This window comes from Lactobacillus panisapium, from assembly GCF_019469265.1.
Classification (GTDB): Bacteria; Bacillota; Bacilli; order Lactobacillales; family Lactobacillaceae; genus Lactobacillus; species Lactobacillus panisapium.
Window position 1 is genome coordinate 1,610,511 of record NZ_CP048268.1, and the last position, 15,649, is coordinate 1,626,159.

The 15,649-nt window shown below is 40.3% G+C and carries 3 protein-coding genes; all 3 read right to left on the reverse strand.

The genetic code is table 11. The features are described from left to right. Positions 1-738 precede the first annotated feature (738 nt). Complete coding sequence (locus GYM71_RS07670; protein WP_220220036.1) at positions 739-13,143, reverse strand: DUF1542 domain-containing protein; 12,405 nt, start codon at positions 13,141-13,143, stop codon at positions 739-741. A 1,106-nt stretch (positions 13,144-14,249) separates the two neighbouring features. After that, positions 14,250-14,510: a SemiSWEET family transporter gene (locus GYM71_RS07675; protein WP_220220037.1), complete on the reverse strand. Its 261-nt coding sequence runs from the start codon at positions 14,508-14,510 to the stop codon at positions 14,250-14,252. Between the two features lie 251 nt (positions 14,511-14,761). Next, positions 14,762-15,640: a fructokinase ScrK gene (scrK, locus tag GYM71_RS07680; RefSeq protein ID WP_220220038.1), complete on the reverse strand. Its 879-nt coding sequence runs from the start codon at positions 15,638-15,640 to the stop codon at positions 14,762-14,764. Positions 15,641-15,649 lie beyond the last annotated feature (9 nt).

The window sequence follows — 15,649 nt, forward strand, 5'->3', positions numbered from 1 at the left end:
AGACAAAAGATTACCCGATTCAAAAAATTAATAAACCTTTATTTATCAAGTGATTTCATATACTAAAATCATTATTTTGGGTCAAGTTATTTAATTTTTGTGCTTATTTTAAATATTATTTTTTTCTTAATTGCAAAACTACTGTTATTTAAAATAATTAAAAATATTTACTGAATTTTTTTAGTTATTAATGAACCGTAATTATGTTTTTACTATCTTCATATACATTTAAATAATTGATTGTGTGATTAATCACCAATTGTAAATTGACTGATTCTTAATTTGATGAGTGTCAAATCCAGCGCAGAACACCGTTTTAGCGGATTTTTGCTTTAATTTAAGCTCCTTTTTGTTTTATGCCGTCCGCAAATAGCTAAGCAAAAAACTATAATAATTTTTAAGAAGAAATTATTTAGCCTAATAAAGAATTTTTATTAAATCGGAATTCAATTTACCGGACTTACCCCAATCTTAAAAACGTTATTTTGACAAGAAGAGTTTGTTATTTTTTATCTGGTTATTCAGCCCAAAAATTAAAAACGCACCCAGATAAAAGCGATCATTTCAATCGCCACTTGAAGAACATAAAATTATTACCTATAAATATATACTTAAAAGTGATTATTTACATTTATGATCTAAAGAAAAACACCAAGCTTACGGTAAGCTTGGTGTTCTCTATCTACTAAATATGCCTCGATTATTTGCAAAAATGGTAGTTCAATAATTATCTATGGATTATTTTACAACGCCTTTTTTTACAAATTTATTATTTCCAATTATATAAAATTCTTGGCCTCCTTTCTTGACTGGTTCGCCGTAGGTTTGAACAGTATCGTTCTTCTTCAATGTTTGCTTACCTATGCGTTGTCCATGTTGATCATAGACATACGCCTTAGTACTTAATTTACGAGCTGTACCCGTGACGTTGTCACTTGCTACATAATGACCCTTGCCAATTTCGATGAACTGACGTCCATCAATTGTCTTTGTTTCACCTGTAGCAAGTTGTGACCCCGCCTTAAGAACAACACGATTAATTCTCTTACCTTCATCATTATAGATATATGCATCATGTTCCAGAATTGCATTGGCTGTTACACCGTCGGCAACCACATTATTGGCTTCCTTAGCAGCAACTGCAAAGTTAGCTGCCTTAACGTAGCGATTACCAGTAGTAATGTAGTACTGCTTGCCCTTAATGGTAACAGGATCGCCATATGTCTTAACCTTAGTATTCTTCTTCAATAACTTAGTACTGATTCGTTTGCCCTTTGAACTATATAGGAATGCATTCTTCTTCAATAAACGTGTTTGTTCCTTGAAGTTGTTTACGGCAACGTACAAACCATTATCAGTTAGGTAGAAGTCTCGGCCATTAATACTTTCTTGCTTGTAAGTACTTATTACCGAACCTTTCTTAGCTACTAATAAGTTTGCCCGCTTACCATCCTTGTTATAGAAGTAGGCATTGTGGTTAAGTTTTCTGTCAACTGCATCACCGGTTTCTTCACCAGCAGTTGCAGCAGCTGTACCTTCACTAGTAGCTGGATTATTTACAGTTGAACCAGAACCGTTCGAGCCGGTACTTGTGCTTCCGGAACCATTTGAACTTCCTGAACCAGAACTGTTTGAGCCGCTGCCCGTGCTACCGGAGCCATTTGAACTTCCTGAGCCGGAACCATTAGATCCGTTTGAACCTGAGCCATTGCTGCCAGCACCATCGGAACCATTTGAACCGGAGCCATTGCCGTCAGAACCATTTGAACCGGAGCTATTAGAGCCAGCACCATCGGAACCATTTGAACCGGAGCCATTTGAGCCAGCATCGTCGGAACCATTTGAACCGGAGCCATTTGAGCCAGCACCGTCGGAACCATTTGAACCGGAGCCATTAGAGCCAGCACCATCGGAACCATTTGAACCTGAACCATTGCTGCCAGCTCCGTCTGAACCATTTGGAACAGAACCGTTGCTGCCAGCTCCGTCAGAACCATTTGAACCGGAGCCATTTGAGCCAGCACCATCGGAACCATTTGAACCGGAGCCATTTGAGCCAGCACCGTCGGAACCATTTGAACCGGAGCCATTTGAGCCAGCACCGTCAGAACCATTTGAACCTGAGCCATTTGAGCCAGCACCATCGGAACCATTTGAACCTGAGCCATTGCCGCCAGCACCGTCGGAACCATTTGAACCGGAGCCATTGCTGCCAGCTCCGTCTGAACCATTTGAACCGGAGCCATTAGAGCCAGCACCATCGGAACCGTTAGAATTGTTATTATTTGGAACAACAGTTACCAATCCGATTTCTTTATTCGTACGGTCAATTACTTGTAAGATCTCTTCAAAACTGTTTGCCTTGTCAATATTAGCTTTTCCGGCTTCAAGAATTTGATCAATCTTTTCCTTAGCACTTTGCTTTTCACCATCACTCACATTAGCTATATTATCAATTTTATTCTTAGCAGCTTGTGCACTGTCAATAATGATGGCCTTTGATTGATCCTTAAGCTTTTGCAAGTCTAATTCAGCCGTAATCTTGTCAATTGCGTTGATACCATCTTGCTTAGCTTTGTTAATTTCATCAGAATTGCTTGCTTTATCAATCGCATCCTTAGCTGCTGCAGCTGCATCATCTACAGCCTTATTAGCAGCAGCTTTTTGTTCGTTTGTTAAGCTTACATCCTGACTAATCTTGTTCTTAGCAGCATTAGCAGCATCGTCAATTTCCTTCTTAGCCGAGTTCTTTTGATCTTCCACTGTAGCAGTTGGCTTTTGCGCAATTTCTATTTCCGAAGTGCCTTCAATTTTAGCATTATTCACACCATCAGCATCCTTGGCTTTGTCGATTGCGTCTTTCGCTTTCGATACGGCATCATCAATCTTTTGCTTTTCATTAGCCTTCTCTTCAGCAGTCTTAGATTGATCTTTATCAATCTTATCTTTGGCTGCTGCAGCTGCATCATCTAGAGCTTTATTTGCTTCACTCTTTTGATCAGCAAGTGGCTTACCTGGAATGTATGCATTATCAATTGCAATGATACCGGCAGCTAAATTATCACTGATATCTTGTGCCTTGTTCGCACGATCAATAGCATTTTGTGCTTTACCAGCAGCTAATTCTGCATCAGCAATTTGTTTAGCCTTTTCTGATGAAACGAGGCTGACATCTTTACTAATTGCTTCCTTAATAGTAGTTAGTTCTTGCGTAATTGAATCCTTAGCTTTCTGCTTTTGGGTTTCTAATTCAGTACCTTTAAGGTGTTGAGCATGAATTGCAATAATACCATTATTGTATTCTTCTTGAACTGCTTGTGCATCTGGTGCTTGAGCAATCTTGTTAATTGCCTTTTGAACTTGAGCATCTACCGCCTTTGCCTGTTGCGCCTTAGTTTCAGTATCAAGTGCAGGATCGCTTTCAATTTGACCTTTGACAATTTCAGCTTCGTCCCTAATCAATTGCTGTGCATATTCTTTTTGCTCAGCTAAAGTAATTGGGTTGGTAACGTATTTAGAGTCAATATTCTTGATGCCACGATCAACTGCATTTTGTACTTCCTGAGCCGTAGTTGCAGCATCAATGCGATTCTTGGCTGTTTGAGCAGCAGCATCAACAGCAGCAACTTGGTCAGCTTTAGCCTTATCGGTTAATGAACGATCCTTTGCAATTAAGTCTTTAATTGTATCGGCTTCATCATCAATTCGATCTTTAGCATTAGACTTCTGAGCAGTTAGTGCAGTACCAGGTTTATAGGCATTTTCAATTCTATCATTACCCTTATTAACTGCATCCTGAACTTCTTGAGCTGTCTCAGCCTTATCGATCGCATCCTTAGCATCGGCCGCAGCCTTATCAGCATCTGCTTTTTGCTTCTCCTTTTCAGCATCAGTCAGATTCTTATCGGCATCGATCTTATCCTTAACGTCTTTAACCGTTTCGTTGATCTTATCCTTGGCTTTATCTTTTTGGTCAGTAATTACTGTACCAGGTTTATAAGCCGCATCAATCTTATCCTTGCCTTTATTGAGAGCATCTTGAACTTCTTGAGCTGACCCAGCCTTATCAATGGCATCTTTAGCCTCAGATACTGCCTTATCAACTTCAAGCTTTTGATCAGCCTTTTGCTTATCGGTCAAGTTCTTGTCAGCGTCAATCTTGTCTTTGACTTCTTTGCCCTTGTCATCAATCTGACCTTTAGCATCTGTCTTTTGACCACTGAGTGATGAACCTGGCTTATAGGCTGCATCAATGTTGGCTTTACCTGTAGTTACGGCATCTTCAACTGCTTGAGCTGTTTCGGCCTGATCAATCGCATTCTTAGCATCAGCTGCTGCCTGATCCACATCAGCTTTTTGATCAGCCTTTTGCTTATCAGTTAAGTTCTTATCGGCATCAATCTTGCCCTTAACTTCCTTGACCTTATCATCAATCTTGCTCTTAGCATCTGTCTTTTGACCGCCAATAGCGCTACCTGGCTTATAGGCTGCATCAATTTGATCTTTACCCTTGTTAATGGCATCTTGAACTTCTTGAGCAGTTTCAGCCTTGTTAATAGCATCCTTCGCATCAGCTGCAGCTTTATCTACCGCATCTTTTTGCTCTGATTTTTGCTTATCAGTCAGATTCTTGTCAGCGTCAATCTTGTCTTTAACTTCTTTTGCTTTGTCATCGATTTGACCTTTAGCTTCTGTCTTTTGATTACTGATATCACTACCCGGCTTGTAAGCTGCTTCAATATTGGCCTTACCAGTAGTTACAGCATCTTCAACTGCTTGAGCAGTTTCTGCTTTATCAATCGCATCCTTCGCATCAGTGACTGCTTTATCCACTGCCACCTTTTGGTCAGCCTTCTGCTTATCAGTCAGATTCTTATCAGAATCAATCTTGTCTTTGACTTCTTTGGCCTTGTCATCAATCTGACCTTTAGCGGCAGTCTTTTGACCACTGAGTGATGTACCCGGCTTGTAAGCTGCTTCAATCTGATCTTTACCAGTTGTCACAGCATCTTCGACTGCTTGGGCCGTTTCAGCCTTGTCAATCGCACCCTTCGCATCAGATGCTGCTTTATCAACGTCAGCTTTTTGATCAGCTTTTTGCTTATCAGTTAGGTTCTTGTCAGCGTCAATCTTATCCTTAACTTCCTTGGCCTTATCATCAATTTGGCCTTTGGCAGCAGTCTTTTGACCGCTAACTGGTGAACCAGGCTTGTAGGCTGCATCAATGTTGGCTTTACCTGTAGTTACAGCTTCTTCAACCGCTTGAGCTGTTTCAGCCTGATCAATCGCATCCTTCGCATCTGTTGCAGCCTTATCAACGGCCTCTTTTTGATCTGATTTCTGCTTATCAGTTAAGTTATTGTCGGCGTCAATCTTGCCCTTAACCTCTTTGGCCTTGTCATCAATTTGACCCTTTGCAGTAGTCTTTTGATTACTGATTGGCGTACCAGGTTTGTAGGCTGCATCAATATTAGCTTTACCAGTAGTTACAGCTTCTTCAACTGCCTGAGCTGTTTCGGCTTGATCGATCGCATTTTTAGCTTCAGTTACAGCTTGATCGACGTCAGCTTTTTGCTCTGTCTTCTGCTTATCAGTTAAGTTCTTATCGGCATCAATCTTACCCTTAACTTCTTTGGCCTTGTCATCAATTTGACCCTTTGCAGTAGTCTTTTGATTACTGATTGGCGTACCAGGTTTGTAGGCTGCATCAATGTTGGCTTTACCTGTAGTTACGGCATCTTCAATTGCTTGAGCTGTTTCAGCCTGATCAATCGCATCCTTCGCATCAGCTGCTGCTTTATCCAACGCATCTTTTTGCTCTGTCTTCTGCTTATCGGTCAAGTTCTTATCGGCCTCAATGTTGCCCTTAACTTCCTTGACCTTATCATCAATCTGACCTTTAGCATCCGTCTTTTGACCGGTTATAGAACTGCCTGGCTTGTAGGCTGCATCAATATTGGCTTTACCAGTAGTTACAGCTTCTTCAACTGCTTGGGCCGTTTCAGCCTGATCAATGGCATTTTTAGCATCAGTTACAGCTTGATCGACATCAGCTTTTTGATCAGCCTTTTGCTTATCGGTTAGGTTCTTATCGCCATCGATCTTGCCCTTAACCTCTTTAGCCTTATCGTCAATCTGACCTTTAGCATCTGTCTTTTGACCGGTTAAAGAACTACCAGGCTTGTAGGCTGCATCAATGTTGGCCTTACCTGTAGTTACGGCATCTTCAATCGCTTGAGCTGTTTTGGCTTGATCAATCGCATCCTTCGCATCAGCAGCCGCCTTATCAACGGCGTCTTTTTGGTCGGCCTTTTGCTTATCAGTCAAGTTCTTATCGGCATCAATGTTGCCCTTAACCTCTTTAGCCTTGTCATCAATCTTGCCTTTAGCTTCTGTCTTTTGACCACTAAGTGAACTACCTGGTGCATAAATCGCATCAATCTTATCTTTACCATCATTCAGGGCATCTTGAACTCCTTGAGCTGTATCTGCTTTGTCAATGGCGTCCTTAGCATCTGAGACTGCTTTGTCGACAGCATCCTTTTGATCAGTTTTTTGCTTATCGGTTAAATTGACGTCGGCATCAATCTTGTCTTTGACTTCTTTAGCTTTGTCGTCAATCTGACCTTTGGCATCTGTCTTTTGACCACCGAGTGCTGAGCCTGGCTTGTAGGCTGCATCAATATTAGCCTTACCAGTAGTTACGGCATCTTCAACCGCTTGGGCAGTTTCGGCCTTGTCAATTGCATCCTTGGCATCGGACGCTGCTTTATCAACGTCAGCTTTTTGGTCGGCCTTTTGCTTATCAGTTAAATTCTTATCAGCGTCAATGTTGCCTTTAACCTCTTTAGCCTTGTCATCAATCTGACCTTTAGCATCTGTCTTTTGACCACTAAGTGCTGAGCCTGGCTTGTAGGCCGCATCGATGTTGGCTTTACCTGTAGTTACGGCTTCTTCGACCGCTTGAGCTGTATCTGCTTTGTTAATTGCATCTTTCGCATCGGCTGCTGCCTGATCCACCGCAGCTTTTTGGTCGGTCTTCTGCTTATCGGTTAAGTTCTTATCAGCGTCAATCTTGTCTTTGACTTCCTTGACCTTGTCATCAATTCGACCTTTGGCATCTGTCTTTTGAGCTGTTAAAGAACTGCCCGGCTTGTAGGCTGCATCAATATTGGCTTTACCTATAGTTACGGCATCTTCGACCGCTTGAGCTGTTTCTGCCTGATCAATTGCATCCTTCGCAGCGGATGCTGCTTTATCCACATCAGCTTTTTGGTCGGCCTTTTGCTTATCAGTCAAGTTATTATCGGCGTCAATCTTGTCTTTGACTTCCTTGACCTTGTCATCAATCCGACCTTTAGCATCTGTCTTTTGACCACTAAGTGCTGAGCCTGGCTTATAAACTGCATCAATGTTGGCTTTACCTGTAGTTACAGCTTCTTCAACTGCCTGAGCTGTTTCGGCCTTGTCAATTGCATCCTTCGCATCAGACGCTGCTTTATCAACGTCAGCTTTTTGCTCTGACTTCTGCTTATCAGTCAAGTTCTTATCGGCATCAATGTTGCCCTTAACCTCTTTAGCCTTATCATCAATTCGACCTTTAGCATCTGTCTTTTGACCAGTTAAAGAACTGCCTGGCTTGTAAGCCGCACCAATCTTATCTTTACCGGTAGTTACAGCATCTTCAACTGCCTGAGCTGTTTCCGCCTGATCAATCGCATCCTTCGCATCAGACGCTGCTTTATCCACATCGGCTTTTTGGTCGGCCTTTTGCTTATCGGTTAAGTTCTTATCGGCATCAATGTTGCCTTTAACCTCTTTAGCCTTGTCATCAATCTGACCTTTAGCATCTGTCTTTTGACCACTAAGTGCTGAGCCTGGCTTGTAGGCCGCATCAATATTAGCTTTACCTGTAGTTACGGCATCTTCAACTCCTTGAGCTGTCTCGGCCTTGTCAATCGCATCCTTGGCATCAACTGCTGCCTTATCCACCGCGTCTTTTTGCTCTGCCTTCTGCTTATCGGTTAAGTTCTTATCAGCATCAATGTTGCCCTTAACCTCTTTAGCCTTATCATCAATCCGACCTTTTGCATCAGTCTTTTGACCACTTAATGAACTACCTGGCTTGTGAGCCGCATCAATCTTATCTTTACCAGTATTAACAGCATCTTCGACCGCTTGAGCTGTCTCGGCCTTGTCAATCGCATCCTTGGCATCGGATGCTGCTTTATCTACCGCATCTTTTTGCTCTGCCTTCTGCTTATCGGTTAGGTTCTTATCGGCATCAATGTTGCCCTTAACCTCTTTAGCTTTGTCATCAATCTGACCTTTAGCTTCTGTCTTTTGGCCACTAAGTGAACCACCTGGCTTGTAAGCCGCATCGATATTAGCCTTACCTGTAGTTACGGCATCTTCAACTCCTTGAGCTGTTTCGGCCTTGTCAATGGCATCCTTGGCATCAGCTGCCGCTTGATCCACTTCAGCTTTTTGGTCGACCTTTTGCTTATCGGTTAAGTTCTTGTCAGCGTCAATCTTGCCCTTAACCTCTTTAGCCTTGTCATCAATCTGACCTTTCGCATCAGTCTTTTGACCGGTTAAAGAACTGCCTGGCTTGTAAGCTGCATCAATCTTATCCTTACCAATATTTAAGGCATTTTCAATTCCTTGAGCTGTTTCGGCCAGATCAATGTTTTCTTTAGCGGCAACAGCTGCTTGATCAACAGCATCTTTTTGCTCTGCCTTCTGCTTATCGGTTAAGTTCTTATCGGCATCAATGTTGCCCTTAACCTCTTTAGCCTTGTCATCAATCTTGCCTTTTGCATCAATCTTTTGAGCACTAAGTGGGCCACCTGGTACATAAGCATTACCTATGCTATCTATGCCTTTATCTAAGGCATCCTTAACTCCTTGAGCTGTTTCAGCCAGATCAATGTTTTCTTTAGCGGCAACAGCTGCTTGATCAACAGCATCTTTTTGCTCTGCCTTCTGCTTATCGGTTAAGTTCTTATCGGCATCAATGTTGCCCTTAACCTCTTTAGCCTTATCATCAATTCGACCTTTAGCATCTGTCTTTTGACCACTAAGCGGGCCACCTGGTACATAAGCATTACCTATGCTATCTATGCCTTTATTTAAGGCATCCTGAACCCCTTGAGCTGTATCTGCTTTATCAATGGCATCCTTGGCATCAGCTGCTGCCTTATCAACATCAGTTTTTTGCTTCTCTTTTTCAGCATCAGTCAGGTTCTTATCAGCGTCAATGTTGCCTTTGACTTCCTTGACCTTATCATCAATCTTGCCCTTGGCAGCTTCCTTTTGGCTACTAATCGGATCACCCGGTTTGTATACTGCATCAATCTTATCTTTGCCGGCGATTAAAGTGTCTTCAATTGTTTGGGCATCTTCTGCCTTATCGATGGCATCTTTAATTGCGGCTGCTGCTTGATCAACTGCATCCTTTTGATCAGTCTTCTGGGCATTTGTCAGAGTTTTATCAGCATCAATCTTGTCTTTGACTTCCTTAGCTTTGCCGTCAATGGCGCTTTTGGCATCTGTTTGTTGTTGAGTTAGTGATTCTGGTCGATGTTTATTACCAATTTGTTCTCTACCTTTATTCAATGCGTCTTCGATACCCTGCGCATCTTCTGCGTTATCAATTGCAGTTTTGGCATCTGCGACTGCCTTATCAACATCAGCTTTTTGCTCGGCCTTCTTGGCATTAGTCAAAGTTACATCAGTGTCAATCTGATCCTTGACTTCCTTAGCTTTATCATCAATCAGACCTTTAGCATCGGTTTTCTGAGTTTCTAATGGTTTGCCATTCTCATCGCCAAGTTTATTAATTTCTTCGATCCACTTATCTTTTACAGAGTTCAATTGACTAAGAGTTTCACAATTATTAATTTCATTGATAGCATCAATTTTAGCCTGAATTACTTTGTTTGACTGGTTTTCTTTGCCTGCAGTCGTCCAAGTCTTATTGATACTGATTTTCTCAGTTGCATTATTAGCTGCTGTTTCTATTGCCTTAATAGCTTCATCTTTATCGATCTGTAGTGAACGATATTTATATACTATAGTATATTTGTCTTTAGCAGATAAATGTGCCTGATCAGGCATTTCAAAACTGGAACCAGTAGTCACAAGGTTGCCATTCAGATAAATTTCATCTACTGCTAAATTCTTAACATCAGGAGCAGTTGGAATCGTAATGGTATCGCCTGTTCTACCAGTTATTTCAACCGGATTATCTGGGGTAATAGCATTGCCGTCGCCATCTACATAGGTAGGAACAATCTTTTGTTCGTCACCCTCAACATAGAGAATTACAACTGGATTATCATTCGAAACAAGAGTCGTTGTTGGTTGATTTTCAGCATCAGTCTTGTAATGGTAACCGACAGGTACGTTTGTCTGTGTGTAGTATTTATTCGTCCAATCAATCGTGTTGCCATAGTTTGCAGTAACCAGGCCGCTAGTATCTTCGGTTCCTGCAAGTTTAGGAATTGTCAGGACTTTATCAGGATGATTAACATCGACATACTTGTATGTCACGTTTTGCTTAGTTCCATATACATAGACCTTGTATGTAAATGAGCCATCATCCATTGGAACAATTGCTACGTTTGGTTGACCACTGGCATCACCATTATCTTCATCAGTTGCTGCACCACCACTTTGTTGATCGGCGGCTGCACCAGAATAGATCTGATTGCCTAGTGCCCACATGTAGCCTTCTGGAATGTGATTGACGATGTCTTCGCTTACTAACGGAATTCTTTTACCAATATATGCGTCTTCATAAGCACCATTACCGAATGGCAACTCATATTCGCCAATATTATTTCCCTGACGATCAATATATTCAATCTTAACCTTACCAGGCTTGATAGCATTAGTTTTTAATTCACGCGTTGTAGCAGTCAGGATGTTTGATGATGTGGCATTACCACCAACAACACTAATCGTTGCTACACCATTTGTAATAGTGATATTGCTAAACTTAGCTGAATAATCACCATCAGGTTTTTCTTCAGAGGAATTTAAACCGTCCCAAGTCCTAATACTTGAATTATTAATCTTAACGGTACCAGATCCTGAAACAATACCTCTTCTGGCAGTTGCGGCGGCATCACCCTTATTGGTAATTGCCAAGTCCAATTCTCTTGGTGAGTTGAACGTTACAGATGAAGTTCCAGCAACAACGATAATTGAATCATTTGAAACTTGCTGATTAATATCAAGAATCGTTCCAGGATTAAATACTAAGCTTTGGTTACGGTATAAGTGAATAACCCCACCACGAGTAGCAGATGGACATTCCAAGTCAAAGTTTTGGCCAAAGACGTAACTTGCACTTCTAAATGCAGCTCCATTTGAAGCAAGCAAGAAGTAGGCAAATCCTTTTTGCGTCCAGGATACGTCGTCACCAACTTGAAGAGTCATAATCGAGCCCTGTAAAGCTGGGTATCTCGTTGAAACTCCGTTTAAAGTTGCGGCTAAGTTAGAGGAACGGTCACCCATGATAAATTGGTTCTTATTACCGTTACCTCTATTAAATGCGAATTCTGGAGTCGCTCTATCGAGAACTACTGAAGGATCTGAGGTAGAGCCATCGTCACCATCGCCGTCGCTATTATCATCTTCAAAGTCATTGGAATTTCTAACCATTTGGACACTTGCGTCATTAGCAAAGTATACGCTGGCCATTCCGCGGGCAACTTCGTTGGTAATAACGAATTTGTTATCGCCAGAAAAGACAATTTTAGCACCATATGCTACAACACCACGCACGGAATACGTACCTGCTGCACTTGGTTCAAGTTCAACATTATCAATATTAAATGTTAATAATGGACCATTACCAGCATAAGTACTACTTAATAAAGCTGTTGCGGCACCACCAGCAGAAGTGAATGATTGGGTGAATTTAGCATTTGTCACAGTAATCGATGTGGCTTGCGGTACCCGATAATTACCAACCCTCAGGCTTTGGTTACCCATATCAATTTTATGACCATTACCGTTAATAACTACGCTTGTAGCCGGTGTTCTAGCATTTTTACCTCTAGTTCCAAATCCTCCGGCTCTAGAAGCAACTGCACTATCAAAAGCAATATCTTGGGTAATATTAATATAGGTTACAGCTGAATTTCCCCAAGCATCAGCTAATTGTGCAAAGGTTGAAACATCAGCCGACTGGCTTGTATCAGGGTTAGTCACTTCTTTTGGTACAGGAACATTAATTGAAGTACGAGTTTTCCCACTAGGTTTCTTAACTAGATCTTCAAAATCTTCCCGACCCGCATCTGGATCTGGTGCAACCGTTGCGTCGGTGTTAGCTTCAACTTCTTCATCGGTTTTCGTTGTAATACTCTTGCCTTGCAACGATGCTGCACTAACTTTTTTATCCTGCGGCGCAATTAAAGAACTTGTTTCTTCCTTATTATTGTCTTTGGATGAAGAATTATTAGTGTTAGTATTTGCTAGCGCTGGCTTATTAGCTTCAGCAGGAGCATCTTCCTTAAAGAATGAGCTAAGTCCTTGATAAGTTGAAACTGCTACTTTCTTAGAAGCTGGTTTTTTAGCTTCATTAATAGTAGGAGCTTTCTTAGTATTTGCTGCCACCTTAGTAGTAGAGTTCGTCTTATTATTCTTAGCTGGCTTGCTTTCAGAAATAACACTACCTGGTTTGTAACTTGAATTAATATTTGCAACAGCTTGATCGACAATTGCTTTAATGCTTACTAATTCTGTAGCTTCTGCTATGCGAGCTTTTCCATTAGCAACCAAAGAATCAATAGTTTCAATCTGAGCTGCTTTTTCTTTATTAGTCAAATTTGCATCAGTATTAATCTTATTCTTAGTACTTGTTGCCTCAGTATCCAAAGTCAAGCCAGCAGTTGTTCTGGCATCGTCAATCGACTTTGATTCCACTTCTTGTTGACCTTTGTCTTGTTTGGTAAGCTGGGTAGTCTTAGTACCAATATCAGCTGCATTTACCTGTTGAGCTGAAGTATTACCGTAAAATATCCCACCAAGCATAAAAGTTAAGAGAGAATAGCTGACAGTCCAGCCCTTTTTCCCTTTATGCATTTTGTAATTAGTGTTTTTTACGTCTTCAATAAGATTTGGCTTTTTCAAAATTTACATCACTTCCTAATATGATTTAGAACAACTTTATTTACATAAATGTGATTTTAACATGTTAATTAATAAATATAAAGACATTTATAAAACATTATTTTATATCAAGTTACAACTTCGCCTTAATATAGCATTTTTTAGCAATTAACAATAAAAAAGTTTTATCGATATTATTAATGCTTAAATTTATCACACCATAACTTTAAGCATTATCACTGTTATATTAAGGCTTATAAGTATTACATTAGATATTCATAATCAATTAGATTGATTTATTATCCATAGACTATACGATTATATATAATTTATTAACTATTATTTTAAGTTATTTTGTTAAATGGTAACTACATCAGGGTTTGCCGATAATTTTAGTAGATTTCATCTTTTAGCAACTAATCATTTATAAATTATCAATGTATAATTTGCTTTTTTCTAAAATGCTGGGATATTATTCAAAGCAAGTTCACATTGGAAATCACCTTTTGACTAGTAAAAGACGCCATTTCCCTAGCAATGACAAATTCTTGCTCTTTTTGCTTGACGATGACCACTAGCCTTTTAAATAACTGTTCTTGCGGTAAATGTATATACGTGCTCATTATTGACTATAAAATTTGCTTATAAATTTGCTTTCTCCTGTAATAATGCTGTTTTAGAGGTATTCAGTGGCATTTAGTACCATAAATAACACTTGCGCTATTTTTTGCTTTTTATATTACTATAGTAACTTTTTAAGCTACACAAATTAACAAAGTTAATCGGTGCGACTGACAAGCACAGCAAGTTATTTATTATTTTCGAACCGAAATTATGGCTGAGAGCAAATAAAAAGGCATTCTTGCTAGCAAGAATGTCTTTTAAGGTTTATTCGAAAATCAGTTTTGGTTGATGCACTGCGTGATTTCGTGATTTATTGTTTAGCAGTTTTATCCGATAAACTGCAATCTCTATTAGCATCAGGCAATAATTCTACTGGTAAATTTCGAAATACTTTTGCAAGTATAATCTTATTTACTCTTGTTTACGGAGACAAAAACACCTCCAAATTAACCTAATTAACTTGGAGGGGTTTTTAAATAAATATTTGCGACTTTGAGACTACTTTATAGTGCAGTAAAAAAGGCAACAAGACCAAAAACAAAGCCAACAGCATTACAAGCTGCAATTGGAATGTCTCTGTCTTCCTTAAACAGACCATAAACTACCCACAAAAGGGTGTTGATTGCCGTTGCTAAAGGTTGAATTGGGTTACCCTTTAATCCGTGCAGATTATTGATAATTTGCGGAATATAGGCTACATACATAATAATTGCAGTGATTGAAGCCACCCAACCCAGAATATCCATCGCTTTTTCTAACTTCATTACGTCAACTCCTTATGGAGAATATGTTAGCATTGGGTATTTTACACTGCCAGAACATTTAATCAATGTATAAGCTTCAAACTTATATTTTGAGTTAGCGCTTTATTATTGATGTTTCTCCTGCTACAGTAGCCTTATTAGCAAAATCACTAAAGCTAATTATTAACTAATTTCTGGAAAATAAACACAAAAACCAAGGAGCTTATTTTGCACCTTGGTTTGATTACTTACATATCTTTTTATTCAACAATTTAATCAAATGACCGAAGTAGCCTCTTGGCAAGAGCAAAGTTTCCGACAGTAGCCGAACCATTTTCCGCAATTGCTGGCATCGTAATATACTGAGTTAAATCTGGAACTTGAACATAGTCATTTAAAAGCTGAGCGAATTCTTGCCGCACCTTTTCCAAAAACAATTCACTAACAACGCCGCCGCCAAACACAATTTTATCAGGCCGCAGGATGAGCGTGGCCTGTAAGGCAGCCTGAGCAACATAATAACTTAAAATTGCCCAAACTGGATCGGTTAACGGCACATCCTCCCCTTTCTTACCTAGCCGTTTTGCAAAAGTTGGCCCTGAGACTAACCCTTCCAAACAATCTCGGTGGTACGGGCAAATACCTGAAAAATTGCTATCTGCAGGATGACGCTTGACCAAGACGTGCCCCATTTCTGGATGACCGATTCCGCCTAACACCTTGCCATCGATAATCGCACCACCGCCAACGCCGGTACCAATTGTGTAATATACGAGTGCACTGATATCCTCGTTAGATAAGCGTGACATCACGTATTCCCCATATGCCGAGCCATTGACATCGGTGGTAAAAAAGATTGGCACCTTAATTGCTGCTTTAATCATGCCAACAATATCCGTATTAGCCCAGCCCTTCTTGGGTGTTGTTGTAATATACCCATAATTAGGTGCCGTCTTTTTAATTTCAATTGGGCCAAATGATGCGACACTAATTGCCGCCACATCGAATTGCTTTAAATAATTAATGACCCTTGAAATAGTTTCTTGCGGATTCGTAGTGGGAATTACGCACCGCTCTTTAACTTGGTAGTCCTCGTTACCAACGGCACAGACAAACTTGGTTCCCCCTGCCTCAATTGATCCAAATAACATTTTTGCCCT